The following is a 26,017-nucleotide window of genomic DNA, read 5'->3' on the forward strand; positions in this document are numbered from 1 at the left end:
GGGCGCCCTAGTTGGAGACGAGGGTGCCGAGCCGGGTGCCCCGGATGGCGCGCGCGACGTTGCCGGCCGGCTCCATCCCGAAGACCTGCATCGGCATGCCGTTGTCCATGCAGAGGCTGAAGGCGGTCGAGTCGACGACCTTGAGACCGCGCTGCAGCGCCTCCTGGTAGGTGAGGGTGTCGAGCTTCTTCGCGTCCGGGTTGGTCCGCGGGTCGGCGTCGTAGACCCCGTCGACGCCGTTCTTCGCGACGAGCACGACGTCGGCGTGCGTCTCGAGCGCGCGCTGCGCGGCGACGGTGTCGGTGGAGAAGTAGGGCAGGCCCGCGCCCGCGCCGAAGATCACGACGCGGCCCTTCTCCATGTGCCGGATCGCCCGGCGGGGGATGTAGGGCTCGGCGACCTGCGTCATCGCGATCGCGGACTGCACGCGCGTCTCCGCGCCGGCCTGCTCGAGGAAGTCCTGCAGGGCGAGGGCGTTCATCACCGTGCCGAGCATGCCCATGTAGTCCGCGCGGCCGCGGTCCATGCCGCGCTGCGAGAGCTCGGCCCCGCGGAAGAAGTTGCCGCCGCCGACGACCACCGAGATCTCGACCTCGGTCGCGGCGTCGGCGATCTCGCGCGCCAGGGCGCTGATCACGTCCGGGTTCACCCCGAGAGTGCCGGCTCCGAACGCCTCCCCCGACAGCTTCAGCAGCACCCTGCGGCGCTTGCCCGTCGTCTTCGCATCCGTCTCCGTCATGGACGTTTCCTCCCGTAGACCCGTACAAACCTATCCCGCGCGGGGGACGCCCCGCGACCACGCCCGGGCGCCTCCCCCGGGCAGAGCGAAGGGAGTCCGGGTCGACTGAACGACCCGGACTCCCCTCGCTGTGCGTGCTACGCGCCGACCTTGAAGCGGGCGAAGCCCGACACGGTCAGACCGGCGTCCGCCACGACCTTGCTGATGGACAGCTTGTTGTCCTTGGCGTAGTCCTGGTCGAGCAGCGCGACCTGCTTGAAGTACGCGTTGACGCGACCCTCGATGATCTTCGGCAGGGCGGCCTCGGGCTTGCCCTCGCCGCGCGAGATCTCCTCGACGATGCGGCGCTCGTTGTCGACCTCCGACTGCGGCACGTCCTCGCGCGACAGGTAGGAGGGGTTGGCGAACGAGATGTGCTGCGCGATCGAGCGGGCGGTCTCCGCGTCGTCTCCCGAGTAGCCCAGGACCACGCCGACCTGCGGGGGCAGGTCCTTGTTGGTCTTGTGCAGGTAGACGGCGAAGTGCTCGCCGGAGACGGTGGCGACGCGACGGAGCTCGACCTTCTCGCCGAGGATCGCGGCCTCGTCGTTGATGAGGTCGGCGACGGTCTTGTCGCCGGCGGGGGCCGCGAGGGCCTCCTCGACGGTGGTGGCGCCGGCGGCGACGACCGCGTCCAGCACGCCCTCGGACAGGGCGATGAACTTGGTGCCCTTGGCGACGAAGTCGGTCTCGCAGGCGAGCTCGATCAGGGTGGCGACGCCGTCCTTCTCGGCGGCGGCGACGAGGCCCTCGCTCGTGGAGCGGTCGGCGCGCTTCGCGTTGCCCTTGGCACCCTTGAGGCGGAGGATCTCGACCGCCTTGTCCAGGTCGCCGTCGGCCTCGACGAGCGCGTTCTTGGTGTCGACCATGCCGGTTCCGAGCTGCTCGCGCAGCGTCTTGACGTCAGCGAGGCTGAAATTAGCCATAGTTCTGCGAACTCCTCTGTTGTGTCCGGTCGGCGCGGTGCTTCGCGCATCCGCGCCCGCCAGGACGTCGTGGTCTGCCGGTCCCGCGGCGACGGGCCTCGGTGTCGAGGACTCCATCACGCCGGGGTGTCGGCGGTTCTGCTTCGTGGTGAACGTGCACCGAATGAGCGGGGGTCGGCCGGGCGCTCTCGCGACCCGTCCGACCCCCGGCTCAGTGCGGGTGTCAGACGGACGCGGGGGTCTCGTCGGTCGCGGACTCGGTGGTCGAGTCGGCCTCGGCGGGCGCCTCGGCCTCGGCGACGGCCTCGTCGGCGGTCGCGAGCTCGGCGTCGGCGACCTTCTCGGTCTCGGCGCCGGCCTGCTCGGCGGGCTCCTGGACGTCGGACGCCGGGGCGTCGGTCGAGGCGGCGGAGTCGTCGCTCGTGGTGAGCAGCTCCTTCTCCCACTCGGCCAGCGGCTCGACGGCGGAGACGTTGCCCTCGGCCTCGGGCTTCTGGTGACGCTGGATGAGGCCCTCGGCCGCGGCGTCGGCGACGATGCGGGTGAGCAGGCTCACCGAGCGGATCGCGTCGTCGTTGCCCGGGATCGGGTACTGGACCTCGTCCGGGTCGCAGTTCGTGTCGAGGATGCCGATGACCGGGATGCCCAGCTTCTTGGCCTCGTCGATCGCGAGGTGCTCCTTCTTGGTGTCGACGACCCACAGGGCCGACGGCGTCTTCGAGAGGTTGCGGATGCCGCCGAGCGACTTGTGCAGCTTGTCGAGCTCCCGCTTCTTGATGAGGAGCTCCTTCTTCGTGAAGCCGCTCTTCGACGTGTCGTCGAAGTCGAGCTCCTCGAGCTCCTTCATGCGCGCGAGGCGCTTGGAGACCGTCTGGAAGTTGGTGAGGAGGCCACCGAGCCAGCGCTGGTTGACGTAGGGCTGGCCGACGCGGGTCGCCTGCTCGGAGATCGCGTTCTGCGCCTGCTTCTTCGTGCCGACGAAGAGGATGGTGCCGCCGTGGGCGACCGTCTCCTTGACGAAGTCGTAGGTCTTGTCGATGTAGGCCAGCGACTGCTGGAGGTCGATGATGTAGCTGCCCGAGCGCTCGGTCAGGATGAAGCGCTTCATCTTCGGGTTCCAGCGACGGGTCTGGTGCCCGAAGTGGACGCCGCTGTCGAGCAGCTGGCGCATGGTGACGACTGCCATGAGTCGTTCTCCTTCTCTGGGGCTCGGGCGCACGACGGCGCCGAACTCCCGTTCGGTTGTCCGCGACGGCCGGTCGGCACGTCGCCCTGGCGCCCGGCGCGCTCCCGCCCTCCTCGCACTGGGCGAAGGGGACCGTGGGGAGCGTTGGCCGAATGGGCGCGCGTAGTCACCCCGACGAGCGAGGTGCTCCGAGAAGACTAGCACCAGGACGGCCGCCTCCCCCGCGGGTGCGGGACCCGCGCGTCCGCCGCCCGGCTGCCGACCACCTCCGGCATGCGGAGACGCCTCCGGCACGCGGAAACCGTCCGATTCGACGAGCCAGAGCCGAGATCACGAGCCCGGGGTCCCGCTGCTCACCTCCGGCACGCAGAAACACCTCCGGCACGCGGAAGCCGCCCGATCCCACGAGCCCGGACCGAAACCTCGGGCCCGACGTCCCGCCGCGCGGCTCCGGCACGCAGAAACACCTCCGGCACGCAGGAACCACCCGATCTGACGAGCCCGACCCGCAATCACGAGCCCGAAGTCCGCCGCGCAGCTCAGCCACGCGGCTCCGGCACGCGGAAACGCCTCCGGCACGTACAACCGCTGGGATTCCACGAGCCGGAGGCGTTCTCGCGAGCCGGAGCTCGGAAAGGGGCGCGGTGCGGCCCTACTTGCGCGCCGACTTCATCACGGTGCGGATGTGCAGGGTGTCCATCTCCTCCAGCGAGCGGCCCTTGGTCTCGGGCACGAACAGGAACACGAAGAAGAACGAGATGAGGGCGAACGCCGCGTAGAGGCCGTAGGCGAGGGTCAGCGAGACGTCCTGCGACAGGATCGGGAACGTCACCGTGATCGCGAAGTTGGCGATCCACTGCGCCGAGGCGGCGAGGCCCAGGGCGGCGGCGCGGATCCGGTTCGGGAAGATCTCGCCGAGCAGCACCCAGACCAGCGGGCCCCAGGTCGCGCCGAAGAAGACCACGAAGGCGTTGGCCGAGACGAGGGCGATCGGGCCCCAGGCACCGGGCAGCGAGACGTCCTCGCCGCTGATCGTCGACTGGCTGAACGCGAGCGCCATCAGTCCGAGCGAGATCGCCATGCCGGCGGAGCCGACGAGCAGCAGCGGCTTCCGGCCGACCTTGTCGACCAGGAAGATCGCGACGAAGGTGACCACGACGTTCACGACCGAGGTGAAGACCGAGATGGCGAACGAGTTCGACTCGTCGAAGCCGACCGCGCTCCAGAGCGAGGTCGAGTAGTAGAAGATCACGTTGATGCCGACGAACTGCTGGAACACCGAGAGCAGGATGCCGACCCAGACCACCGGCAGCAGGCCGAGCGCCGGACCGCGCAGGCTCGAGCGCTGGGCGTTCTCGGCGTCCTCGTCGATCTTCTTCTGGATGTCGGCCAGCGCCTCGTCCACCTCGTCGCGCGGCGTGACCGTCGCGAGGACCTTGCGCGCGTCCTGCGAGCGACCCCGCGTGGCGAGGTAGCGCGGCGACTCCGGCAGCGTCAGGGCGAGCAGTCCGTAGATCACGGCGGGCACGGCGCAGGCGATGAACATCCAGCGCCACGCCGCGACACCGAACCAGTACGGCTCGGAGGCGCCGCCGGCGCCCTCGGCGATGACGGTGTCCGAGAGCAGCGCGGCGAAGATGCCGAGCGTGATCGCGAGCTGCTGCAGCGACGCGAGCGCCCCGCGGATCGCCTTGGGCGCGATCTCGGAGATGTAGGTGGGGGCGATCACCGAGGCGATGCCGATGCCCAGTCCGCCGACGACGCGCCAGAGGACGAGGTCCCACACGGCGAAGGCCGCGCCGGCGCCGATCGAGGAGATGAAGAAGAGGCCTGCGCCGAGCAGCATGACCTTGATGCGGCCCCAGCGGTCCGCGAGGCGACCGGCGAGGTAGGCGCCGACCGCGCAGCCGAGCAGGGCCGACGCGACGGCGAAGCCGATCAGCGCGGCTGACAGCTCGAACTCGCCCTGCACCGCCTCGACGGCTCCGTTGACCACGGACGAGTCGAAGCCGAAGAGGAAGCCGCCGACCGCCGCCGCGATGGCGAGACCGATCACCTTCCTCTTCAGTTTCGCCGCCGAGGGGTTCGGGATGGTGTCAGATCGTCCGCTGGTCATGGTCGTCTCCGATTCTCGCCGCCGGTGGGTGCGGTGTCTCCGCGCCCGCTCCGGATCACAGGCACGTTACTCCCGCCTGCCAATCCGCCGGGACGGGTTGCGGAGCGCTGCTTTCGCAGTCGCTCCTCCACAGGCGGCGTACTCCGGTGCTTCTCCCCCGGTCGGGCCGCGAGTCGCCCGCGCCTCTGCGCTGTCGGCGAGGGTGTCCGCATGGTTGCTCCTCTCCTCCTCCGCCCGGGCGTGTTCCTGGTGCTCGCCCTGCTCGCTCCGATGCTCTGGACCCCGCCGGTGGACGGCTTCTCCGTCGTCGAGCCGTGGCGGGCGCCCGCGCATCGCTACGCCGCGGGGCATCGCGGGATCGACCTCGCTGCCACGGCGGGGTCTCCGGTGCGGGCCGTCGCGGACGGGCGGGTGTCCTTCGCGGGGCGGGTGGTCGACAGGAGCGTGGTCAGCATCGCGCACGCCGACGGGCTGGTGTCGAGCGTGGAGCCGGTCGAGCCGTCCGTCGCGGAGGGTCAGGAGGTCCGCGCCGGGGACGTCGTCGGCTCGGTGGGCTCGGGCGGGCACTGCGACGGCTCGTGCGTGCACCTCGGGGTGCGCGAGGACGGGGAGTACGTGAACCCGATGCGGTTCTTCGGCGGGATCCCGCGGGCGGTGCTGCTGCCGATGGACGGAGTGGCCGCGCCTGCTGCGGCGACCTCAGGCGCGCGGGTGGGCGAGGCGGTAGGCCTCGCGGATCCGCTCGGTCGAGACGTGCGTGTAGATCTGGGTGGTGCCGAGGCTCGCGTGGCCGAGCAGCTCCTGCACGGCGCGGAGATCCGCTCCCCCGTCGAGCAGGTGCGTCGCGGCGGTGTGCCGGAGGGTGTGCGGGCCGGAGGGGCCGGAGCCCTGGCCGCCGTCGAGGAGCCGGGCGACGACGCCGTAGACGGTCCGCGGCGTGAGGCGGGCGCCGCGGCGGCCGAGGAAGAGGGCCGTCGTGCTCGTCCCGGTCGTGCTGGTCTCCGCGTCCGGGAGCAGCTGCGGGCGGGCCTTCTCCAGGTAGGCGATGAGCGCCTCCTTCGCCGGCACGCCGAACGGCACGACGCGCTGCTTGCTCCCCTTGCCGGTGACCAGCACAGTGAGCCGGCTCAGGTCGAGGTCGCCGACGTCGATCGCGACGAGCTCGGAGACGCGGATGCCGGAGGCGTAGAGCAGCTCGATGATCGCGAGGTCGCGCAGGGCCACCGGGTCCTCGGTCGCCCCGCGCGCCGCGACCACGTCGATCAGGTGCTCGGTCTGCGGCTCGGTGAGCACGCGCGGCAGCGGGCGCCCGCCCTTCGGCGTGCGCAGGCGCGCGGCGACGTCGATCGGCAGGCGCTCGGAGCGCTGCGCCCAGGACGAGAAGGAGCGGACGGCCGCGGTCCGCCGGGCGAGCGTCGCGCGGGCGACGCCGGTCTGCGACTCGTGCCAGAGCCAGTCGCGCAGCAGCTCGAGGTCGAGCTGGGCGAGCATCGGCTGCTTCCGGCTCGCGGCGAAGTCGATCAGCGTCGAGAGGTCGGCGCGGTAGCCGCGGGCCGTGGCGGGTGAGAGGGAGCGCTCGTCGAGGACGTAGCGGAGGAAGTCCTCGACGGCCGCTGCGAGCGGCTCGCCACGCGGGGGCAGGCCTGCGGGAGGCGTGTCAGCCATCGGTGCCCGGCATCCGCGACCACAGGTCGATGCGGCCCTGCTCGTCGAGGCTCTCGAGCTTCTCGATCAGGTCCGTGCCGAAGCGGGTGGCGATCGGCGCGGTGGCGCTCGGGACGAGCGAGGTGACGACGGTCTCCGGGTGCACGTGGACGAGCGAGAAGCTCTGCGCGCCGTCGATGCCGGCGAGCTCGCGCTCCGGAGCGCCGAGGTCCATCGTGTAGCTGGTCGCTCCGGCGACGAAGACCGGGACGCCGGCGAAGGTGGCGGCCGTCGGATAGTGCAGGTGCCCGCCGAGGATCGCGCGCACGTCGGTCCCGCGCACCACCTCCTCCAGCCGGTCCATTCCGCGGAGCTCGAGCACGGTCATCGCCCCGAGCGGCGTCGGCAGCGGCGGGTGGTGCAGCGCGAGGATCGTGCCGAGTGGAGCAGGCGTCGCGAGCTCGGCTCGGAGCGCCTCGAGCTGCTCGCCGGTGAGCGCGCCGTGGTGGTAGCCCGGCACCGCGCTGTCGAGCGCGATGAGCCGCAGCCCGCCGAGGTCGACGACCTGGTCGATCGGGGCATCGCTGGACACGTCGCCCGGCTCCTGATCGAGGAGCACCCGGCGGAACGCACCGCGCTCATCGTGGTTGCCCATCACCCAGACGATCGGGCAGTCGAAGCGCTCGCCCACGGGATCGAGGACGTCCTTGACCCGCCGGTAGGCGTCCTCCTCACCGCGATCGGCGACGTCCCCCGTGACGACGATCGCGTCGAGCCGACCGCCGCGCTCGACGAGCCGCGCGACGGCCTGCTCGAGCCGGGAGACGGTGTCGACGCGCCCGTAGAGCGGAGCGCCCTCCGCGAGGAAGTGCATGTCGCTGAGGTGCGCGACCACCCGGTCGGCGGCCCGGAAGTGCCCGAGCTGCGGATGCTCCGGCTGCGTCCTCGTCGTCATCTCGTCACCCATGCGGCTCCCCTCGCTGCTTGATCGACAGCGTAGGGCGCACCGCCGACAGCGCCGGCAGCGAACGGCGGAGGTCGGCCCGAGTGACGGCTCCCCCAGGCGTGCACTCCTGTGGCCGACCGTCGACGCGCTGCCGTGGACGGCGACCACGACGCTGATCAGAGGCCGCCGGAACTCAGGCGGCCGGGCGCCACCTCCCCTCCGCGTCGCGCTGGACGAGCCCGGTCGCGAGGCAGGTCCCGAGCAGGTCGAGCGTCTCGGAGACGGACAGGCCGGAGCGCTGCGCGAGCACCTCGGTCTCGTGCGCACCGTCCGAGCGGAGGACGTCCAGGACGCGCGACGCCGTCCGTGAGACCTCCGGTGCAGCAGCGAGTACCGCGGACATGCCGAGCAGCTCGACGACCTCCGGAGCCGACGTCACGCAGGTCGCGGCGTACTCGCGGAGGAGCCGGTGGCAGCCCGCCGAGGAGGCGCTCGTGACCGGGCCGGGCACTGCACCGAGCGGCCGCCCGAGCGCCGCCGCGTGGCCGGCGGTGTTCAACGACCCGGAGCGGGCTCCCGCCTCCACGACGACCGTGGCGGCGGTCGACGCGGCGATCAGCCTGTTGCGCTGGAGGAAACGTAGTTATGCGTTACAGCGTGTCGGAGCCTGACCGAGCGACCTAGAGTGGGGAGATGGCAAACGTTTCAGAGCGGGTGGACTTTGCGGGCTCGAAGTTTCCTCTGGAGCGAGTGAAGGAAATTTTGCACACAGTCGTCAACGAAGTGACGGCCAGGCGCGCGACTAAGCATCTCGCGGCCTACCCTGACGCCAACGAGTACTCACACGAGAGACACGCCGCCACAGTTGAAGGGCTCACTGCCCTTCGACTTCAGGTCACAGTGGGGAACGTCACGCGTACATATAATTCGTTCGCCGATTTGGATGCCCTTGCCGCTCCGTGGGATGCATTGGACGCTTACCTATACATCGGCTCGAACTCGACGGATACTCAACCGCAGAGTCTGTACGTTCGGGTGTACTCGCATGGACTCTCAAACATCGACGCCACGATCGAGGCTGAGGTCTACGACCAAATTTCGGTGATCGCTGAGATGGCCGCACAGGAAGGGATGCTTCCCCGCCCGAGTGAAACGCCCTCGATCTTCCTGGGGCATGGCGGAACCTCTGACTCGTGGCGCATCGTAGTCACCGAGCTAGAGAGAAGATACTCAGTTCAAACGTTCGAAAGTCGGCCGAGGTCTGGTCTTGGGATCCAAAACATCCTGAAAGATCTTCTCGACACATCGAACTTTGCTGTGCTCGTCTACACCGCTGAGGATGAACAGGCAGACACCACGATGAGGGCGCGCCAAAACGTCGTGCACGAGACCGGGCTCTTCCAGGGTCGCCACGGCTTCGAACGAGTGGCACTCCTCGTAGAGGAAGGGACGGTGAGCTTCTCCAACATGGACGGGCTCCAGTACATCCCATACACCCGAGGCAGAATCCTGGACGTCGTGCCCCAGATCTTTGAGCAAATCGCCCGAGAGTTTCCGGACCGGGCGTGACAGAGCCCCCGGCGCGACGGGTGCTCCCGGGGCTCGAGTCGAACGTAGCTAGGGCAGGCGGTCGGGGTGCCGCCAGTCGCGGCGTGCGCGCCCTTCTGGAGTGCGACGTCCGGCTGTGGCACGGCTAGAGTCTGGCCATGTCTGAGACCGTGCTCATCGCTGTCATCGCTCTCGGCGGACCGCTCGTCGGCTTCCTCGGGAGCATTGCGGGCACCGTCTTCGTGCCAGCGCTTCTGGATCGCAACGAGCGGAAGCGATTGCAGGCAGATGCGGTGCGAGAGAAGATGTGGGGCTTCCAGGAGATCGGGTATCAGCTTCTCATCGCCCGGCGCGACCACGACGAGAAGCTGACGTATTCGCTCAGACAGGATCTACAGGTGTCCGAGTTTCGGCTAACCAGTCTGCTTCAAGGCGACACTGAGCCACTTGCCGACGTTGTGGTCGATGTAGGAAACGCTCTGACGGTCAAGAGCTTCATCGACGCCACCAAGGCCATGGCGGCACTTCAGTCGGTAGGCCCTCCCTGGCTCAGGGGGACACTCGATGCTTCTACAGCTAGGCGGGAGTATTTCGTTTTGGCGGCAATGCAGTTGTCTGAAGCGGACGGGGGCGGCGAGAACACTCAGGCCGCGTAACGTCCCGAGGCGGTCGGCGACATGGCTTTCTGAGCCTCGTCCAGCGCGGCTTGGAGCTCCCGAATCTTCTGCTCCTTCGAGTGAAGTTGCCAGGTGGTCTGACGGACCGCCTGGCGTTTGATCATCGGGCCCGACAGCTTCCGGCTCCTCCTAACGGCGCGTCGTCCTGCTGCTCTTCCTATCAGCCCTCAGCCAGCGGCGATTGTTGCGATCGTAACGAAGTAGGTGATGACCCCTGTCACTACAGCAGCACCGATGGTCGACCAGACCAGCGTCGTCGTACTCTTACCCGACCGCCGGTGCTCATCTCTCGTTGAGGGCGTGATCTTCGCACTCCCCCTCGCCCAGACCTGCCGCGCAAGGTAGGTCGTTATCACACCTAGAGCTACAAGGATGAAGACGCAAAGGGCAAATGCAAACGCAACTTCGGACTCTTTGATCTGAGTGTCAAGCCCTAAGCTAAGAGTGAGAAGTCCCGCAAAACCGAAGCTAAATGAGAGCCCAATTGCGAAAAACTTCAATATGCTCACATAGGCCGCGAGAAAGGAACGCCCATATGTTTCGCGCAACAGGCCCGCAGTAGAGTCGACAAGGGCCCTTGCGGCGTCAGAGTCTTCGAAGGTGTCGATGGAGGCAAAGCTCTTGTTGAGCCACACGACCATATGCGGGTCGGTCGCGAGAAATGCCACTTCTTTCAACTCAGACGGGGTAGCCTCACGCAGGTCGTCGGCTGTCGTCGTTGTTGCTCCGCCCGCCGACAAAGTGACAGAGCCCGCGTTCTGGTTCAGGTGTGTCTTCACACTTTCAAGGTCAGGAAGAAACAAGCGGACAAAGTGGAGTGGCGAACTGTAACGGTACGCACTCAGTGACGGGTCTGGCGGGTTGCGTTCAAGCGGCATGAAGGAACACTAGCGAGCCCTTGGGGCATCGGGCGGACATGAGGGCGCGGGTTGACGGTAGCCAGTTCAGCCAGCTTCTGACTCCGCTGGCGCGGCATGCGCGCCTTTCTGACACGCGGCGTCCGCTCGAAGCTCGATCAGCTCCTCTTCTTGCTCAGCAATCTTGGCGTCCCGCTTCGCGAGGCCGCCGTTGGTCTGCGACCCCATCTCCTCGATCCGGCTGCCCTACTTGCCGATGGCGACAGTCGGACAGCCCGCCCGCGACACGGTGTCGCCCGCTCCGGGCGCCCCATCGGCGCACCTCGGAAGCACGACGTCGAGGACCTTGTTCGGCGTCGTCCCGTTGATGCGCGCGATGGCGAAACGTAAGTTATACGTCACGGAGGTGTGCCGTCTCCACGGCGTTCGGCTTCAAGCTCAGCGATCCGCTGCTCTAGAGCCTCGTCCACGAGCTTGCGGTACACGCCGTCTAGCTCCTGCTGCTCATCGATGAGCCGCTGCTGTTCGTTGATCGTCTCCTGCTGCTCGTTGATGATCCTCTGTTCACTCTCGTCGCTGAGCTGGCTGAAGAGAGCAATGAGCGCGATGAGCACTCCAAGCGCGTCGAGCAGGAGGGAGAGGAGAGTTCCAGGCGCCTGCCCGCTGTACTTCCCTTCGAGCGCGAAGACTCGGTCTCGGGTCGCTTCGAACGCAGGGAGGAGCTGCGGAGCCTCCTCCGCAATGCTCTTTTCGAGGGTCTGGAGGATGACGGCCGTTTCAGCGCCTTCGTTCGATAGGCGCTCGGCCTCCTGAAGAACATTTCTCAGATTCGTGAGCTGGTCCGCTCCGGCCGTCGTGGTCGCCGTGATGACCTCTTCCCCACTGGAACGGTCGTAGGTGAGGTCGAGGACGTGGGCCATGTAGGGGCAGTCCTCCACCGGGCATGAAGCATCTACGTCCTCGTAAGACACGCTCCGGGCGTTCGACCCCAGAAAGTTCCTGACCCTGAGGAGTCCGTGTTGAGGGCACTCCATGTAAACCGCCATGTGTCGGAGCGTAGCTGGAGCCCCCGACACGACGGGCCTCACGTACGGAGGGGTGCGAAGTTTTCGACAGATACGAACGTGGCCCCCGCGGCGTCAGCGGACGTCCCTAGTCGCGTCGCACGTCTGAGAACGTCTTCGAGCTGCCGAACCTCGAGCCGGGGTGGCGTCCGGAGGCGCTCAGCCGAGGACCCGACGCTCTGGTACCTGTGTATGAGGAACGGAGTCTCGACCCTTCGGGCGCGCCGAGTACCGCGAGGGCATCCCGAACGCCCCATTCCTCTCCTGGCGCATCCAAGGGGCGAGCCCGAACAAGATCGACACGAGTCGGACCTTGCCTAAGGCGGTGGAGGCGCTGCTCGACTAGAGCGGCCAAAGCAGTGTCCGGACGACCGTTTCTTCAAAGTTGTCCTTGGCCGACGCGGGGGCATGCCCACGGGCTGACTCGGCATGAAGGCGACCCGTGAAAACGAGCGGGCTCTCCGATTCCTTCAGCACCTCTCCGATCTCCGCGCCCTCGCGCCGAACTGGGCCGTCCCCAATGAGCTCCACGAGGTTCCAGCGGTTGGGTGCTGCCCAGTACACCATCCAGCGCCGACCATCTCGAAGCCGTTCAACGACGAAGCTGGGTTCGTCCTGCAACTTTTCGTCGTCTCCTACGAACGGCTTGAGAGACGACGACTTGGCGGGCGACACAAGGATGCGATGACTGGTCATAGCCGCACCCTAGCGTCGCACCGGACTCAGCGGCCTGAGCAGCGAGATCGATGTGGCGCTCTTTCTCCTCCACCACGGAGACCTTCGACTTCTCCGCCGAAATCACGCGCCCGACGAATCTGACACGGACTTCGACCATGACTGGAAATGAGAAGGTGCCCTCGCCCCCGAACTGGGGGTCCAAGCCTCCGATGTAGGCACAAACCGGCCGTAGATCGACGCTGATAGACGCAGACCGCCGCTGACCGACTTGCGAAGGGCATCCTTGGGGGAGGTTCAGGTGCAGCTACTGGCTCCACCCGCAGGCGAGAGCTTCGTGACTGTCGTAGTTGGGAAGTACAATCTTGACTAAGGAAGCGCACAGCCGAGACGGCCAGATAAGTACGGATCGGTGTCGCCCCGAACACGACGAAACCCCAGCACAAGGCCGGGGCTCGTCACTTCGCAATGTCACCCGGAGCCGGATTGCCGTCCAGTTCCCCAAACAGTAAGGAATGACACTCTCATGTCAAAAAACAACCGTGCGGGGGTTCCGCGTAACTACGAACATCGTAGCAACGGTGTGACGGTTTTGTCTGCTTTGACGGATTCGTCCGTGACGAAACTTGACTCCACCGTTTCCCGGCTGCGTTGTGTTCTCGACGCGTTGCTCGCCCTGTTGAAGGTTTCGCAGGGCTACGGATCGATGTGGACGGGTTGCCTCCGCCCGTGGTTCGAGGGCGTCGCGTCCGCGTAGCTGGTGAACGGGGAGGGGTGTCGCCGTCATCGTCGGCGCTCCTCCCTGCCGGAACTTCTGCACACAGTTCTAGTCCACAGGCTTCGAGTCCTGCGCCTGGACCGCGCCCAGATGGCCTCAGATTCGTGTGATTACCGAGGTCCTGCAGATCAGCGACCCCGACGCCTGAGTAGCAGCGTTGCTAGAGGGCCTTCGCTGTCTCGCTCTCCACGATGGCCTTCACTGTCGAGGCGAACCACTTCCCGCCCTTGGCGCTCGGCGTCCCCTCATCGTTGAGAGTCCGAGCGATCCCGTTGAGGCTGGTCCCGGCAGCGTGGAGGTCGAGCACGCGGCGATAGGTCGAGAGGAAGCTCTGATCGACCGTACGTCCAAAGATGACGCCTTCCGCCTTGCGTTGTGCCATACCCTCCCGGGTGCGCACAGAAATCAGCTCGCGCTCGTACTGAGCGGCTGATGCGAGCACGTTCCCGGTGAAGCGGCCTGCCGCGTTACTCGTGTCGATACCCGAGTCGAGAAGAACGATCCCCCAACCGCGGCGAGCGGACCGGTCGAGGATCCCCGCGAAGTCGGCTACTGAGCGGCTCACACGGTCGAGGCGTGTTGCCATCAGGAAGTCGGCCTGACCCTTGTCGAGGTGGGAGAGTGCCGCCTGGAGGCCAGGACGGCGAAGGTTCTTCCCGCTGAGCCCTTCGTCTGGCACGACCTTCAGATCCCAGCCACGCCGTTCCGCCTCTGCGGTCAGAGCAGCACGCTGAGCGTCGAGTGACGCCCCGTTCTCAACTTGATCCGTGGTCGAAACGCGGATGTAGCCGAAGGCGAGAAGGCGGCGGGTCATCAGCTGAGCATACACAAGAGGGTCCCTCTATGTACGACTCGATCGAGATCTCGCCCTAGAGACACCTCTGCCCTCAGCACCCTGGAGAAGGGGAATGCTGAGGGCAGCGGCTGCGCCCCGGCTCGAATCGGGACGACGGCCCTGGCCCCCTGGGAACACAAGGGGCAGGGAATCTGGGGAGATCAGCGGTGGAGCGGCGCTTCGCCTTCACCGCGTGTGCGCTGGATGACGCTGTGAGTCGGCATCGACGGCCCGAACTCGCGCTCGACCTCTCGGAGGGCTTCCGCCTGCTCAGCACGCCCGGGGAGTGCCCAAGCCCTCTGGCGAGCACTCTCGCGGGCCTCTACCCACTCAATCGAGCCGCGCACGTACTTCGACGCATCGTCAGGCCAGGGGCCGCGTCCGATCGGGGCGCTCGGGTCATCGAGCGTACGGACCCACGTGGGGAGAGCGCCGTTCCTGTCGAGTCCGGCTTCGAGTACCTCGTTGGTCACGACAAACTCATCCCCCCGAGCGAAAACCGTCGATGGACTCATGAAGCTGTTTGAAAGCCGAACAGTCGTTCCGGCCTTTCGGACGTGCACGGTCGTGCCAACAAGGCCGGACGGGGCGAGGTTCGAGATCGTCATGACGTTGCCTCCAGGGCGGTCGGTCGGGTGATGGCGCGGCTTGCGAGTGAGCGAAGGCTGGCGAGGTCTTGCTCGGGCGCGCCTGCATCCGCGTAGTGGTGAAGAAAGATGTCCAGGCCGTCGCCCGAGAGAGCACCATTGCCGACGCTATAGGCGACTGCGCGGCGTAGTGCATCGGCGTTGGCGAGGTCGTCCTCTGCTGACTCATCCTGAATCCCAAGGCGATCGGAAAGGACTGCGATCAGGTCGGCTTCCGTTTTGATAGCGCGGAGTCGGAGAGCATCATCGCCAGCAACGGCCGCACGCTCCCGCACTTGGGCCGCATCTGCGATGAGCGACCTGACGTGGCCTGCAAAGTTAGCTACCGTTGCCGCACTTTCGATTGCACTGAGAGCAGAGAAAGAATCTCGGACATGATTCGTGAAGTGCCGTGCGGCTGAGCTACCAGAAAAACCCAAGTCTGCCGCTACTCCTCGAATCGACCGACCCTCGAAGTAGGCGCGCTCTGCGTCATTACGGCGATCGGAGGTACAAATGGTGCAGGCGCGGGGCATGTCATAAGTCTATCGAACCGACGCGATCGCTGCATTCCTTGCATCCTTTGTGGCGCGCTGTGCAATCTTCTGGTCGGTCTGTCTCTGCCGTGCCATTTTCTTTCGAAGATCAACGATCCAAGGCTCCGGCACGTTCAACTGACGCGCCAGTGTACGGGCCGCGCGGAGCTTGAAGGGTGCGAGGTGTTCAGGGCGCAGATCTTCCTGTCGGCCGAACTTCGGCGAGTCCAATTCCGAGGTGGCATCCGTTGAACTCTCTGCCTTTCGACCTGTGGCGGCTTCTACTTCCTTCTGGGTGAGATTCCGCACAAGTCGAGTGCGTGAGGCGTAGCATCTACCCACCGCCCTCTCGATTCGCTCACTAGTGGCGACGGTGCTTGGAGAAACCATCTCGGTGACGGCCGTCCAAAGTCGATCGAGGTCTCTTTCTTCGGTTAGGTCAGCCCGTTCCGAAATCGTCTTGAAAATGTCGTTTTGAATCATGTTGTCTCCTAGAGGGTCACGCGGGGTCAGTTCGAGGACTGAAGAGGGCCTCCAGTTCGCATTGAAGCGCCGTGATCTCGTCCTCCTCGCCGTAGTCCGGGCCGCTCCCGCGAAGAGCGTCGATACGGGCACGAATCTGAGAGCCTCGTGCGAAGAGCGCCGCGAAGTCGGTCCCGTCCTCCGAGTGAGGGTTTCCGTTGAGCTGGTGGCGGTGGGTCATGAAGTTCTCCTTCTAGTGGGCCCGAGCTTGGTCCGTTTCTTGTTATACGAGGCTGGGCGGCCATGCGCCGGTTCGAAGCGAGAATTCTTGAGAAGAGATCTCAGACGATCAGATTCATGAAGGCGGCCTCCGCCTCGACAGCAGGTCGCGGAGCCGACCCCACACAGTGCGGCGGTGCACGATCGCCTTCGCTGGATAGCCGTGGAGCCGTAGCAGCTCGACCGCCGCCACGGCTCCACGCACCCTCAGCGTCTCCGTCACAGCGTCAATCAGCGCAGGGTCGGCTTCCTGCATCACCAGCGCGACCTCGGCGTTGACCTGCACCTCCTCGATGACCTTCGGCGCAGGCGCGCGCTTGTTCCAATCCCTCAGGACCCCTGTCGGCTGAGTTGAACGAGTGCGAAGATCAGCGACAGCCGCGCACCACTCGGTCCAGGCTCTAGCAGCGGCTGCGTCGCCCTGTGCGGCCCGTTCCAGGGCATTGACGGGGAATCGGAGCTTGGTTAAATACTGGGCCGCTACACGGGCCTCTGATCGCTCGACGGGACGAACATCCTGCGCGCTCGGACTCGCGTAGAAGCCGAGCTTCTTAGCCGTGCCGCACCAGAGGGCGAGCCAATCGTTGCGGAATGCCTCCACCTGGGCGTCAGAATCAAGAATCACGATGAGGTGATGGTGGACATGAAAGCCCTCTTGCACGGTCCAGGTGGCCTCAGCGGTGCGATAGGAGGCGGCAAGCGCATACTTCTTCCGAAGGGCAGCGTAAGCACGGCCGCGCGAGAGGTTCGACCACACGGTGGCGAAGCGCTGAAGCTGTTCAGAAGCCGGTGTCGTTGAGGTGTGGGCGATAGTTGCAGTGAGGAACACCAGCAGTCCGGGGAGCGCCTGTAGGGCGTCACCAAGTGCCTTCGCCTGGGGTGCCGTAGCTCGTGCGGCACAGGCCGGGCATCGGAGGAGATTATGACATCGGAGCTGCCTCGGCTTGGACACGGTGCCGTCCGAGTACTTCCTGTAGGAAGGGTTCTTGAACTTCTTGCCGCACGAAGGGACCCAGTCGTTCTTACTCGTGGGCTGGAGGCTCTGGCTCAGCTTCTGGAGGTCATTTCTAGCTGCCCACTCCTGGTCGTAGATGCTCCTCCCTGCAGGAGTACGTTCTAGTACTTCATCAAGGGCGCGAGGGGCCGTCGCGGGGGTGGTCGAGGTGGTCGTCATCGTGGTCGTCTCCGAGGTTCGTGACAGCCCCGAGCGCGCTGTCCTCCCTACTAGCAACCAAACCGACGCGACGTTCCGGTGCGCAGAGAAAAGGGACGCACTCTCCGACGACCAAGAAGGGAGTGCGTCCCGTGGGAACCCGAAAAAAGTCTAGAACATCGAGTCGCGGCGGGGGGATCTTTCGACCTGGACTTGTTAGCCTTCGGGCCAACAAGTGAGCCGGCTCAAATCAAGAAATAGTGCGCGGCTCAGGCCCGACCAGCGACCAGTCTTCTTCGTCCAGGCTCGTCGCCACCAAGTGCCGGATCTTCACACGTTCACTCCCCCGGCCCTTCGCCACTCGGACATCGAGCAGAGTGCGCACAAGCTCGCGCTGCTCATCGAGGCTGAGCCCGTGGAATCGCTCCTCAACCCGTGCACCGATCTCGACCATCTTGTTGAGGTCGACCTGACCCGGCACCCAAAGTTCTGCTCGAAGCTGGCCCAGGATGCCGGAGGACGCCTGTGCGGCCCTCTGCGCCTCGATCCGGGCCTCGATGGCTTCCCGGTCGTCCTTGAACTTTAGGAGCCGCACACGGGCGACAGCGGGAGGGAGCAAGCCCTCGTCGCGCTCGGAGTAGGTGTCGCTCACGAGGGCATGGTTGGCCTCCAGCTCGGCAAGGATGGTTGCGAGCGACTCCCCCGTCTGCACGCTCCCGCCCGGTGCAAACATCAGCCCTTTCACTACCTCCCGGATGACGAGCGGATCCAAAAACTTCTTCTGAATCTGACCATGCGAGGTGTCCGCCTTGCAGAGGTAGCCGCGGGAGAAGAAAAGCTTGGTACCGCAGATGTCGCAGAGAGCGAGCCCACTCATCAGGTGCTTCGTCCCGGGGCCGGGAGTGGTCCGACGTCCAGGGTCGGCCAGGATCGTCCGCACTCGTTCAGCTCGCTCAGGAGTGACGACGGGGGTGATCCACTTCGACTCGGTGAGAACACCTTCCACGAGGGCCTGACCGGCGTAGTGAGGACGGTTCAGGATGTCGCGGAGTCGACCTGGCGTCCAGCTCTTCATCGTCGCTGAAGGTACGCCACGGGCCGTGAGGTCGCGGGCGATGCCGCGCAGGCTATGGCCCTTCTCTACCCGGTCGAACACCTCGCGCACGGTCACGGCCTCCTCCTCGACAGGGGTGCAGCCATCCGTCTGATAGCCATAGCGGCGCTTTCCCGGGGTCGGCCGACCCTGAGCACGACGGGACTCGTTCGCTCGCTTCTGGCGCTCTGACTTGCGGGCCGTCTCGAACCTCGCCATGCCTGCGAGCATCGTCGCGCGGAGCTGCCCGTCCGCCGTCGCGAGGTTGATCTCGCCATCGATGGTCGTGACCGCCACTCCGGCATCGATGAGTGTGAGGAGGTCTCGGATGCCCCTGAGGAGTCGGTCCATGTCTGTTGCCACGACGACATCGAAGGCACCCGCTGCCGCACCGTCGAGCATGTCGGCCCAGGCGGTGCCAGGACCCCGGGGCTTGGTGGCGGAGACGTCGTTGTCTCGGTAGGTATGCACGACGGTCCAGCCCTGGCGCTCCGCCATCTCGGTGCACCGCGCAAGCTGCCGGTCGACGCCCTCCTCGCGGTCGAGGGACTGACGGACGTAGAGGACAGCACGCTTTGTCATACGCACAACTCTACTTCTGGTGCAGGAAGCGCCAGCGCGTCGGCGTGGTGCCCGGCGGTACCTCCGTCACGACCGAGCAGCCGGGCGTCGCGATCACGCGGTGCAGGAGGTCGGTGTGCGCCGTCGGGTAGAGCCGGTCCGAACCGCCGGCGAGGAAGGCGACCGTGCTGCCACCCGCACCGAGGGCGGCCTTGTGTGCGACCGCATCGATCCCGAAGGCGGCTCCGGAGACGATGAGGACGCCGCGCTCGGCGGTGCCGGCGGCGAGGTCCGCGGCGACGTGCTCGCCGTAGCCGGTCGCGGCGCGGGCCCCGACGACGGCCAGCCGATGCGGAGCGGCGAGGGCGAGCGGATCGCCGCGGCTCCAGAGCACGAACGGCGCGTGCTCCCCCAGATCGGCCAGCGGCGGCGGCCAGCCGTCGCAGCCCGGCAGCAGCAGGCGCGCGTCGAGACGGTGCGCGATCTCCAGGCGGCGGAGGAGCAGGGCCCTGTCGACCCGGGCGCGCCAGCGCGCCAGACCTGCGGCGAGGACCCGCGTTCCGCTGCGGGAGTCGTCCCCGTCGCTCTCTCCGTCGCCTGTCGAGTCGAACGAGTTCTCGGAGCGGCCGGTCTCCGCGGCAGCGTCATCCGCGCATCCGGTCCCCCTCCGGCGCACGTCCGCTGCCGACTCCGCGAGGATCTCCCCCGCCGACGCCGTCCCCACGACGTGTGCGAGCGCGCCGCCGGAGCCGAATCGCTCGATCAGCGTCCCGGCCACCGCATCGCCCGGTTCGGCGAGCGACGACCACGCCGCGCGCGCGAGCGCCTCCACCGGATCGGACTCGCTGTCCTCGGCAAGCAGCCGCCGCGCGAGGCGCATCTCGGTCCGGTCGAAGAGCTCGGCGACGGCCGTCACGAGCCCGCTCCCCGCAGAATCAGTGCGCGGGCGAGGTGGCTCGCAGCGGGGCGGTCGACCTCGTCGAGGTCGGCGAGCGTCCAGGCGAGGCGGAGCACGCGGTCGTAGCCGCGCATCGTCACCAGCCCGCGCTCCAGGGCCAGGTCGAGGGTGCTCGACTCCCGGGCGGTCGGGCGCTGCGGGCTCGCGCGGAGCCACGCGCCGTCGACCTCGGCGTTCACCGACCAGGGGGTGCCTGCCAGACGCGCCCGAGCGCGAGCACGCGCGGCGACCACTCGGGCACGAGCCTGCGCCGTCGAGAGGCCCGGCTCGTCGCGACGGACGGCGAGCTGTGCCGCCCCGATGCGCCGTACCGTCAGCCGGATGTCGACGCGGTCGAGCAGCGGACCGCTCAGCCGCGCCAGGTAGCGGCGCCGCACCGGCGGCGAGCACGAGCAGATCTCGCCCCGGATGCCGTGGCGCCCGCAGGGGCACGGGTTCGCCGCGAGCACCAGCTGCACGCGGGCCGGGAACTCCGCCATCACGTTCGCGCGGTGGATGCGGATCACGCCCGACTCGAGCGGCTGCCGCAGCGCGTCGAGGGCGACGGCGGAGAACTCCGGAGCCTCGTCCAGGAAGAGGACCCCGCGGGTCGCGCGTGAGACGGCTCCCGGGCGGATCCTCCCGCTGCCTCCGCCGACGATCGCGGCAGCGGAGGCGGAGTGATGCGGACTCTCGAAGGGCGGACGCCTCACCAGTGTCCCGCCGGTGTGCTCCCCGACCAGGGAACGCATGCAGGTCGCCTCGAGTGCCGCCTCGTCGTCGAGATCCGGCAGGATGCCGGGCAGGCGCGAGGCGAGCATCGTCTTCCCCGCACCGGGCGGACCCAGGAGGAACACATGGTGACCGCCCGCCGCTGCGGCGACCATCGCGGACGCCGCCTCCTCGTTGCCGATCACGTCCGCGAAGTCGAGCCGGGACTCCGGTTCACGAGCGGCAGGAGGCGCAGTAGAGCGCTCCGGCAGGACCGGCACGTCCCACTCCGCCCCGTGCCAGACGGCGGCCGCCGCCAGGGAGGAGACCGGGATCACGTCGACTCCTTCGACCAGCTCCGCCTCGAGCCGGTCGTCCTCAGGCACCATCACCCTGTATCGGCCGGCCCGCGCCGCGGCGAGTACCGCGGGCAGCACTCCCGGCACCGACTGCAGTCGCCCGTCGAGCCCGAGCTCGCCGATGTGCACGACCGCCGCGACCGATTCCCGGTTCACCTCCCCCAGCGCCGCCAGCGCCGCGAGCCCGATCGCGAGGTCGAACGCGGACCCGTGCTTGGGCATCGCCGCCGGCGACAGGTTCACCGTCATCTTGTACTCCGCGATCCCGCTCCCCGAGTTGATCGCCGCCGACCGCACCCGCTCCTTCGCCTGCGACAGCGCCGCATCCGGCAGACCGATGATCACCATCCCCGGAGTGCCGTCCGCCGAATGCGCCTCCACGCCCACGACGGCACCGGTGAAGCCGACCAGACCGACCGCGGACGTCCGCCCCAGCCCCATCACGCCACCGCCCGCACATGCCGCACCTGAGACGGCACACCCTCCGGCGCGACGATCCCGACCGCGTCGATCCGCAGGTGCCGCGAACGCTCGTCGTGCTCCCGAGCCCACGCATATGCGAGCCGCCGCAACCGCTGCGCCTTCACCCGCGTGATCGCCTCGATCGGCAACCCGAACCGCGTCGACGACCGCGTCTTCACCTCCACCACCACCAGCGCCGAACCCTCCCGCGCCACGATGTCCAACTCCCCCTCCCGCACCCGCCAATTGCGGTCGAGGATCTCGAAACCGCGCTCCCTCAGATGCGCCGCAGCGATCTCCTCACCGCGACGGCCCAACTCGTCCTTGTCCATGCAGAACCTCCTTGCGGAAGGGTCGCGGAGGGAGAAGGGGCACGGGGCGAGCGGCGGCAGAACTGGGGAGGGAGCGGGGAATCCGGAGCTGTGGAGGGCGGGCCCGGCGGCGTCGATCGGCGCGGGATCGTCCGTCGACAGTGGGTCTCGACACGCCGCCAGCGGCGGCTACTCGACCAGCATGAAGGCCGGGCGGTGCGTGATGCATGCCGGAATCGTGAGACCAGCCGCTGCCGGCCCCTTGTGAGGGTGGGTCTCGATACGCCACCTTCGGCGGCTACTCGACCAGCATGGGTGGTGCCGGCGGCGTCGCGAGGGAAGAGCCGTCAGCGACGTCCGTCTGCGAGGTTTCGATGAGCGCCACCGCTACTCGATCAGCGGAGGGAAGAGTGCGCTGCAAGCGCTCCTCAGCCGGAGAATGAAGCGCTGCAAGCGCTCCTCGGCAGGGGGGAGTGTGCGCTGGAAGCGCTCCTCAACCCGGAGAGAACGAGCCGAAGGCCCTACTCGTCGAGGGCGAGCTCTTTCGGGAGCTCGAACTCCTTGCGGGAGAGCTCCTCGACGTTGACGTCCTTGAAGGTGAGGACGCGGACGGACTTCACGAAGCGGTCGGAGCGGTAGACGTCCCAGACCCACACGTCGCGCATGGTCAGCTCGAAGTAGAAGTCGTGCTCGGTGTCGCGGCGGACCAGCTCGACCTCGTTGGCGAGGTAGAAGCGCCGCTCGGTCTCGACGACGTACGAGAACTGCGAGACGACGTCGCGGTACTCCCGGTACAGTGCCAGCTCGACCTCGCGGTCGTAGTCCTCGAACTCGTCCTCATCCATCGTCCGTCGATTCTACGCGACACCGCCCGGCGCCGGGACCGCCCTAGGCGGAGACGGCGTCGACTCCGGCCTCGCGCGAGCGCGACAGCCAGGTCACCCGGTGCAGCGGCGACGGCCCCACGCGGTCGAGGCCGGCCCAGTGCGCGGCACTGCCGTAGCCCTTGTTGCTGTCCCAGGCGTAGTCGGCGAAGTCGTCGTGGTGGCGCACCATCTGGCCGTCGCGGCCGACCTTCGCCAGCACGGAGGCGGCCGAGACGGAGGCGCAGTCGCGGTCGGCCTTGATCCGGGTGACGATCGTCAGCTCCGCCGCCCACGGGCCGAGCGCGGGCGTCAGCCAGTCGTGCTTGCCGTCCAGCAGGACGACGGCGCGCGACAGCTCCACGCCCTGGTCGACGAGGCGCTCGATGCCGCGCGAGGCGGCGCGGCCGAGGCCGGCGATGATCCCGGTGTCGTCGATCTCGTCGGCGGAGGACTCGCCGATCGCCCAGCCGGACACCCACTTCACCACGCCGGGCAGCAGCGCCTCGCGACGGGCGGGGGCGAGCATCTTCGAGTCGCGCAGGCCCTCCGGGAAGCGGCCGCAGCGCGAGCCGATCGCGACGACGCCGACGGAGACCGGTCCGGCGATCGCGCCGCGGCCGACCTCGTCGCAGCCGATGACGCTCTCGAAGCCCTGACGGAAGAGCCGGCGCTCCTCGCGGAGGTCCGGGTCGGCGACGACCACCTAGCGCCCGCCCGCGCTGGCCCGGTCGTCCTCCGACTGCTCGTCGGACGCCTCGGTGTCGACGCCACGGAACACCGAGGGGTAGTCGTCGAGCCAGGCCCACTGCTGCACCGGCCAGGTGACCAGGATCGCGCGGCCGACGACGTTGTCGATCGGCACGAAGCCATTGCCGGGCTTGTCGGTGTTGTAGCGGGAGTCGGCGGAGTTGTAGCGGTTGTCGCCCATCACCCAGAGCGAGCCCTCGGGCACGACCACGTCGAACGGGGTCGCCGAGACCGCCTGGACGCCGTCGGGGAGCTTCACGTACGGCTCCGAGATCGGATTGCCGTTGATCTCGACCTGGCCGAGCGGCGTGCAGCAGGTGACGTGATCGCCGGGCAGGCCGATGACACGCTTGATCAGGTGGTCGTTGCTGTCGGGCGCGGTGAGGCCGACGAGCGCGAGGGCGGAGTCGATGGCGGCCTGGAACGCGGGGACCTCGGGCTCGGTGGTCGGCGAGAGCCAGCCGCCCGGATCGCGGAAGACGACCACGTCGCCGCGCGAGATCGGGACGACCCCGGGGACCAGCTCGTTCACGAGGATGCGGTCGTTCTCGACCAGCGTCTGCTCCATCGAGGAGGACGGGATGTAGAACGAGCGGATCAGGAACGTCTTGACGAGGAAGGACACCAGCACGGCGACGACGACGATGATCAGCACGTCGCGGAGGAAGAGGAGCACCCCCCGTCGGCGACGGCGCGGGCGGTGCTCGCCGTCCGGATCGGCGGAGTGGCGGCCGCCGTCGTGCGGGAGGGTCACGGGGGCCGTGCTGTCTGTCATCGCGTGCCGTGGCCCCTACTGTGGTCGACCCGCGCGGTGCCGCGCCGGTCTGTGGATCACCGGGTCGTACCGCCCCGGAAAAGGGTCGGACCCCGGTCCATCATAGATGGGCCGGGGTCCGGGAATCGCTGTGCGGACGCCGCTCAGGAGTCGCGCTTCTCCTTGATCTTCGCCTTCTTGCCGCGGAGGTTGCGGAGGTAGTAGAGCTTCGCGCGACGCACGTCACCGCGGGTGACGACCTCGATGTGGTCGATCACCGGGGAGTGGACCGGGAAGGTGCGCTCGACGCCGACCTGGAAGCTGACCTTGCGGACCGTGAAGGTCTCGCGGACGCCCTCGTTCGAGCGGCCGATGACGACGCCCTGGAAGATCTGGATGCGCGAGCGGGTGCCCTCGACGATGTTGACGTGCACCTTGACGGTGTCGCCGGCGCGGAACTCGGGGATGTCGGTGCGGAGTGACGCCGCATCGAGTGAGTCGAGGATGTGCATGCTGTATCGCTCTCCGTGCCCGCCACAGGTCGAACACCGTTTCGTTGATGGAAGTCGGTCGTGCCCACGTCGTCGCGGCTCCCCTGTGGCAGAGCCTGCGCGAGGCACAAGCGCTCATTCTGCCATGGCGCCGGAGCCGGCGTCAAAGCGGCGGGCCGGCCGGATTCTCGCCGCTACGCAGAAGTTGCGGTAGTCGCGCTCGACTACCGCAACTTTCGAGGACTCGGCGGCGGAGTCGGAGGCGCCGCGAGCCCGGCGCGCGGCCTCAGAGGACGATCGTCTGGCCGTCCTGGGGGCGGTCCGGGTCGAAGCGCTCGTCCGTCACCGGCTGCGGCTGCGGGCCGCCCTGGGCCTGCACCTCTGCGGCCGCGGCGAACGCGAGGAGCGTCGCGCGCGCGTCCGTGAAGAAGCGCCAGACGGAGTGGGTGAAGGCGACGACGCCCAGGAGGATCGAGAGCAGGCCGAGCGCCCACGCCCCGGGAGGGAAGAAGCCGAAGGCGATCAGCGAGACGTGCCAGGCGCCGAGCGCCGCCACGTCGCCCCAGGCGGGGGTCCGCGAGGGCCGCACGGTCACCCGAAACGCCACGACGCTCGCGACGACGGCCAGAGCGACCGCCAGAATGGGGAGGGCGATGACCAGGCCGAGCACGGTCCAGCCGCTCGATCCTCCGAAGAGTCCGTACCCCAGGAGGATCCAGAGCGGCAGGACGACCGCCGCAGGGTACAGCCAGGAACCGAAAGCCCGTCTCGTGCGCATGCACCGACGGTACCCACGACCGCTGAAGAACGCCTCAGCGACCCCCGAGAGGATCAGCATGATCGAGCTGCGCACACCCGCCGAGATCGAGGAGATGCGCCCGGCCGGCCGCTTCGTCGCCGAGGTGCTGAAGGCGACGTCCGCCGCGGCCGCCGTGGGCGTCAACCTGCTCGAGCTCGACCGCCTCGCCCACGACATGATCCGCTCGGCCGGCGCGGAGTCCTGCTACATCGACTACCACCCCTCGTTCGGCGCCAGCCCGTTCGGCAAGGTAATCTGCACGTCGGTGAACGACGCCGTGCTGCACGGCCTCCCCTTCGACTACCGCCTGCGCGACGGCGACCTGCTGACCCTGGACTTCGCCGCCTCCGTCGACGGCTGGGTCGCCGACTCCGCGATCACCGTCGCCGTCGGCACGCCCCGCCCCGAGGACCTGAAGCTCGTCGACACCACGACCCGCGCGCTCGAGGCCGGCATCGCCGCCGCGCAGCCGGGTAAGAAGATCGGCGACATCTCAGCCGCCATCGCCGCGGTCGCCCGCGCCGAGGGGCTCAGCATCAACACCGACTTCGGCGGCCACGGCGTCGGCCGCACCATGCACGGCGACCCGCACATCGCCAACGACGGGCGCGCCGGCCGCGGCTACCCGCTGCGCCCGGGCCTGGTCGTCGCGATCGAGCCGTGGTTCCTGCAGAGCACCGACGAGATCTACACCGACAAGGACGGCTGGACGCTCCGCAGCCGCGACGGCTCGCGCGGCGCGCACATGGAGCACACGATCGCGATCACGGAGACCGGCAACATCGTCCTCTCCGCGCGCGACTGAGCCCAACCCCGGAGGTTCTCCCGCCGAGTACTGGA

At 67.8% G+C, this 26,017-nt stretch carries 27 protein-coding genes and 2 pseudogenes; 4 read left to right on the forward strand and 25 right to left on the reverse strand.

The window, feature by feature from the left end:
- Positions 1-7 precede the first annotated feature (7 nt).
- The 4 genes from pyrH to MT353_RS12425 all read right to left on the reverse strand — a co-directional run bounded on the left by pyrH (position 8) and on the right by MT353_RS12425 (position 5,006).
- Positions 8-739: a UMP kinase gene (gene pyrH, locus MT353_RS12410; RefSeq protein ID WP_123445732.1), complete on the reverse strand. Its 732-nt coding sequence runs from the start codon at positions 737-739 to the stop codon at positions 8-10.
- A gap of 137 nt (positions 740-876) precedes the next feature.
- Positions 877-1,704: a translation elongation factor Ts gene (tsf, locus tag MT353_RS12415; RefSeq protein ID WP_123732203.1), complete on the reverse strand. Its 828-nt coding sequence runs from the start codon at positions 1,702-1,704 to the stop codon at positions 877-879.
- Between the two features lie 223 nt (positions 1,705-1,927).
- Complete coding sequence (gene rpsB / locus MT353_RS12420; protein WP_243599114.1) at positions 1,928-2,890, reverse strand: 30S ribosomal protein S2; 963 nt, start codon at positions 2,888-2,890, stop codon at positions 1,928-1,930.
- 652 nt (positions 2,891-3,542) lie between these two features.
- The gene (locus MT353_RS12425; RefSeq protein ID WP_123445729.1) at positions 3,543-5,006 is read right to left on the reverse strand and encodes a sugar porter family MFS transporter; all 1,464 of its coding nucleotides are present in this window, start codon (positions 5,004-5,006) and stop codon (positions 3,543-3,545) included.
- A 270-nt stretch (positions 5,007-5,276) separates the two neighbouring features.
- Between MT353_RS12425 and MT353_RS12430 the strand changes: the two are divergent.
- Positions 5,277-5,618: pseudogene (locus tag MT353_RS12430) on the forward strand (murein hydrolase activator EnvC); the annotation flags it as partial.
- Positions 5,619-5,705: 87 nt separating this feature from the next.
- Here MT353_RS12430 and MT353_RS12435 read toward each other — a convergent pair.
- The 3 genes and pseudogenes from MT353_RS12435 to MT353_RS12445 all read right to left on the reverse strand — a co-directional run.
- Entirely contained in the window at positions 5,706-6,671 is a 966-nt protein-coding gene (locus MT353_RS12435; protein WP_243624654.1) for a tyrosine recombinase XerC, read from the reverse strand.
- The gene (locus MT353_RS12440) at positions 6,664-7,617 is read right to left on the reverse strand and encodes a phosphodiesterase (RefSeq protein ID WP_243624655.1); all 954 of its coding nucleotides are present in this window, start codon (positions 7,615-7,617) and stop codon (positions 6,664-6,666) included. Before MT353_RS12440 ends, MT353_RS12435 begins: the two co-directional genes overlap by 8 nt.
- Before the next feature lie 172 nt (positions 7,618-7,789).
- Positions 7,790-8,224 (reverse strand): annotated as a pseudogene (locus tag MT353_RS12445) (DNA-processing protein DprA); the annotation flags it as partial.
- 65 nt (positions 8,225-8,289) lie between these two features.
- Between MT353_RS12445 and MT353_RS12450 the strand changes: the two are divergent.
- Both MT353_RS12450 and MT353_RS12455 read left to right on the forward strand, forming a co-directional pair.
- Positions 8,290-9,165, forward strand: a complete 876-nt coding sequence (locus MT353_RS12450; protein WP_243624656.1) for a TIR domain-containing protein — start codon at positions 8,290-8,292, stop codon at positions 9,163-9,165.
- Positions 9,166-9,302: 137 nt separating this feature from the next.
- Positions 9,303-9,800: a hypothetical protein gene (locus MT353_RS12455; protein WP_243624657.1), complete on the forward strand. Its 498-nt coding sequence runs from the start codon at positions 9,303-9,305 to the stop codon at positions 9,798-9,800.
- Between the two features lie 188 nt (positions 9,801-9,988).
- Here MT353_RS12455 and MT353_RS12460 read toward each other — a convergent pair whose 3' ends face one another.
- The 18 genes from MT353_RS12460 to MT353_RS12545 form a co-directional block, all read right to left on the reverse strand.
- A complete protein-coding gene (locus MT353_RS12460) occupies positions 9,989-10,699 on the reverse strand; it encodes a hypothetical protein (protein WP_243624658.1) in 711 nt (236 codons plus the stop codon).
- 377 nt (positions 10,700-11,076) lie between these two features.
- Positions 11,077-11,724: a hypothetical protein gene (locus MT353_RS12465; RefSeq protein WP_243624659.1), complete on the reverse strand. Its 648-nt coding sequence runs from the start codon at positions 11,722-11,724 to the stop codon at positions 11,077-11,079.
- A 360-nt stretch (positions 11,725-12,084) separates the two neighbouring features.
- The gene (locus MT353_RS12470) at positions 12,085-12,438 is read right to left on the reverse strand and encodes a hypothetical protein (RefSeq protein WP_243624660.1); all 354 of its coding nucleotides are present in this window, start codon (positions 12,436-12,438) and stop codon (positions 12,085-12,087) included.
- Between the two features lie 917 nt (positions 12,439-13,355).
- On the reverse strand, positions 13,356-14,009 hold the full coding sequence (locus tag MT353_RS12475) for a recombinase family protein (protein WP_243624661.1): 654 nt from the start codon (positions 14,007-14,009) through the stop codon (positions 13,356-13,358).
- 182 nt (positions 14,010-14,191) lie between these two features.
- A complete protein-coding gene (locus MT353_RS12480; RefSeq protein ID WP_243624662.1) occupies positions 14,192-14,638 on the reverse strand; it encodes a hypothetical protein in 447 nt (148 codons plus the stop codon).
- Positions 14,635-15,192 (reverse strand): hypothetical protein, encoded by a 558-nt coding sequence (locus MT353_RS12485; protein ID WP_243624663.1) that lies wholly within the window; start codon positions 15,190-15,192, stop codon positions 14,635-14,637. Before MT353_RS12485 ends, MT353_RS12480 begins: the two co-directional genes overlap by 4 nt.
- A 9-nt stretch (positions 15,193-15,201) precedes the next feature.
- Positions 15,202-15,675 (reverse strand): hypothetical protein, encoded by a 474-nt coding sequence (locus MT353_RS12490; RefSeq protein ID WP_243624664.1) that lies wholly within the window; start codon positions 15,673-15,675, stop codon positions 15,202-15,204.
- Between the two features lie 16 nt (positions 15,676-15,691).
- Entirely contained in the window at positions 15,692-15,895 is a 204-nt protein-coding gene (locus MT353_RS12495) for a hypothetical protein (protein WP_243624665.1), read from the reverse strand.
- A 114-nt stretch (positions 15,896-16,009) separates the two neighbouring features.
- A complete protein-coding gene (locus MT353_RS12500) occupies positions 16,010-16,762 on the reverse strand; it encodes a hypothetical protein (protein WP_243624666.1) in 753 nt (250 codons plus the stop codon).
- Positions 16,763-17,336: 574 nt separating this feature from the next.
- Positions 17,337-18,761 carry a recombinase family protein gene (locus tag MT353_RS12505; protein ID WP_243624667.1) on the reverse strand — a complete coding sequence of 475 codons (1,425 nt, stop codon included), beginning with the start codon at positions 18,759-18,761 and terminating at the stop codon, positions 17,337-17,339.
- A gap of 10 nt (positions 18,762-18,771) precedes the next feature.
- Complete coding sequence (locus tag MT353_RS12510) at positions 18,772-19,656, reverse strand: DNA-processing protein DprA (RefSeq protein WP_243624668.1); 885 nt, start codon at positions 19,654-19,656, stop codon at positions 18,772-18,774.
- Entirely contained in the window at positions 19,653-21,188 is a 1,536-nt protein-coding gene (locus tag MT353_RS12515; RefSeq protein WP_243624669.1) for a YifB family Mg chelatase-like AAA ATPase, read from the reverse strand. Before MT353_RS12515 ends, MT353_RS12510 begins: the two co-directional genes overlap by 4 nt.
- Positions 21,188-21,541 (reverse strand): YraN family protein, encoded by a 354-nt coding sequence (locus MT353_RS12520; RefSeq protein ID WP_243624670.1) that lies wholly within the window; start codon positions 21,539-21,541, stop codon positions 21,188-21,190. Before MT353_RS12520 ends, MT353_RS12515 begins: the two co-directional genes overlap by 1 nt.
- A 500-nt stretch (positions 21,542-22,041) precedes the next feature.
- The gene (locus MT353_RS12525; RefSeq protein WP_056044100.1) at positions 22,042-22,365 is read right to left on the reverse strand and encodes a DUF2469 family protein; all 324 of its coding nucleotides are present in this window, start codon (positions 22,363-22,365) and stop codon (positions 22,042-22,044) included.
- A gap of 43 nt (positions 22,366-22,408) precedes the next feature.
- Entirely contained in the window at positions 22,409-23,089 is a 681-nt protein-coding gene (locus MT353_RS12530) for a ribonuclease HII (protein WP_243624671.1), read from the reverse strand.
- Positions 23,090-23,908 carry a signal peptidase I gene (gene lepB / locus MT353_RS12535; RefSeq protein ID WP_123736852.1) on the reverse strand — a complete coding sequence of 273 codons (819 nt, stop codon included), beginning with the start codon at positions 23,906-23,908 and terminating at the stop codon, positions 23,090-23,092. It abuts the gene before it with no gap.
- Between the two features lie 143 nt (positions 23,909-24,051).
- A complete protein-coding gene (gene rplS, locus MT353_RS12540) occupies positions 24,052-24,399 on the reverse strand; it encodes a 50S ribosomal protein L19 (RefSeq protein WP_123445722.1) in 348 nt (115 codons plus the stop codon).
- A 265-nt stretch (positions 24,400-24,664) separates the two neighbouring features.
- Positions 24,665-25,156, reverse strand: coding sequence for a hypothetical protein (locus MT353_RS12545; protein ID WP_123445721.1), 492 nt, complete (start codon positions 25,154-25,156; stop codon positions 24,665-24,667).
- Between the two features lie 58 nt (positions 25,157-25,214).
- Here MT353_RS12545 and map point away from each other — a divergent pair, with 58 nt between their 5' ends.
- The gene (gene map / locus MT353_RS12550; RefSeq protein ID WP_123445720.1) at positions 25,215-25,982 is read left to right on the forward strand and encodes a type I methionyl aminopeptidase; all 768 of its coding nucleotides are present in this window, start codon (positions 25,215-25,217) and stop codon (positions 25,980-25,982) included.
- The last annotated feature ends 35 nt before the right edge of the window (positions 25,983-26,017 follow it).

Origin of the sequence: Rathayibacter sp. VKM Ac-2927 (assembly GCF_022815525.1) — a bacterium.
Taxonomy (GTDB): Bacteria; Actinomycetota; Actinomycetes; order Actinomycetales; family Microbacteriaceae; genus Rathayibacter; species Rathayibacter festucae.

Coding starts and splice junctions, on each gene's coding strand:
- pyrH (WP_123445732.1), bottom strand. CDS start 739: ATGACGGAGACGGATGCGAAGACGACGGGCAAGCGCCGCAGGGTGCTG.
- tsf (WP_123732203.1), bottom strand. CDS start 1,704: ATGGCTAATTTCAGCCTCGCTGACGTCAAGACGCTGCGCGAGCAGCTC.
- rpsB (WP_243599114.1), bottom strand. CDS start 2,890: ATGGCAGTCGTCACCATGCGCCAGCTGCTCGACAGCGGCGTCCACTTC.
- MT353_RS12425 (WP_123445729.1), bottom strand. CDS start 5,006: ATGACCAGCGGACGATCTGACACCATCCCGAACCCCTCGGCGGCGAAA.
- MT353_RS12435 (WP_243624654.1), bottom strand. CDS start 6,671: ATGGCTGACACGCCTCCCGCAGGCCTGCCCCCGCGTGGCGAGCCGCTC.
- MT353_RS12440 (WP_243624655.1), bottom strand. CDS start 7,617: ATGGGTGACGAGATGACGACGAGGACGCAGCCGGAGCATCCGCAGCTC.
- MT353_RS12450 (WP_243624656.1), top strand. CDS start 8,290: ATGGCAAACGTTTCAGAGCGGGTGGACTTTGCGGGCTCGAAGTTTCCT.
- MT353_RS12455 (WP_243624657.1), top strand. CDS start 9,303: ATGTCTGAGACCGTGCTCATCGCTGTCATCGCTCTCGGCGGACCGCTC.
- MT353_RS12460 (WP_243624658.1), bottom strand. CDS start 10,699: ATGCCGCTTGAACGCAACCCGCCAGACCCGTCACTGAGTGCGTACCGT.
- MT353_RS12465 (WP_243624659.1), bottom strand. CDS start 11,724: ATGGCGGTTTACATGGAGTGCCCTCAACACGGACTCCTCAGGGTCAGG.
- MT353_RS12470 (WP_243624660.1), bottom strand. CDS start 12,438: ATGACCAGTCATCGCATCCTTGTGTCGCCCGCCAAGTCGTCGTCTCTC.
- MT353_RS12475 (WP_243624661.1), bottom strand. CDS start 14,009: ATGACCCGCCGCCTTCTCGCCTTCGGCTACATCCGCGTTTCGACCACG.
- MT353_RS12480 (WP_243624662.1), bottom strand. CDS start 14,638: ATGACGATCTCGAACCTCGCCCCGTCCGGCCTTGTTGGCACGACCGTG.
- MT353_RS12485 (WP_243624663.1), bottom strand. CDS start 15,192: ATGCCCCGCGCCTGCACCATTTGTACCTCCGATCGCCGTAATGACGCA.
- MT353_RS12490 (WP_243624664.1), bottom strand. CDS start 15,675: ATGATTCAAAACGACATTTTCAAGACGATTTCGGAACGGGCTGACCTA.
- MT353_RS12495 (WP_243624665.1), bottom strand. CDS start 15,895: ATGACCCACCGCCACCAGCTCAACGGAAACCCTCACTCGGAGGACGGG.
- MT353_RS12505 (WP_243624667.1), bottom strand. CDS start 18,761: ATGACAAAGCGTGCTGTCCTCTACGTCCGTCAGTCCCTCGACCGCGAG.
- MT353_RS12515 (WP_243624669.1), bottom strand. CDS start 21,188: ATGGGGCTGGGGCGGACGTCCGCGGTCGGTCTGGTCGGCTTCACCGGT.
- MT353_RS12520 (WP_243624670.1), bottom strand. CDS start 21,541: ATGGACAAGGACGAGTTGGGCCGTCGCGGTGAGGAGATCGCTGCGGCG.
- MT353_RS12525 (WP_056044100.1), bottom strand. CDS start 22,365: ATGGATGAGGACGAGTTCGAGGACTACGACCGCGAGGTCGAGCTGGCA.
- lepB (WP_123736852.1), bottom strand. CDS start 23,908: ATGACAGACAGCACGGCCCCCGTGACCCTCCCGCACGACGGCGGCCGC.
- rplS (WP_123445722.1), bottom strand. CDS start 24,399: ATGCACATCCTCGACTCACTCGATGCGGCGTCACTCCGCACCGACATC.
- MT353_RS12545 (WP_123445721.1), bottom strand. CDS start 25,156: ATGCGCACGAGACGGGCTTTCGGTTCCTGGCTGTACCCTGCGGCGGTC.
- map (WP_123445720.1), top strand. CDS start 25,215: ATGATCGAGCTGCGCACACCCGCCGAGATCGAGGAGATGCGCCCGGCC.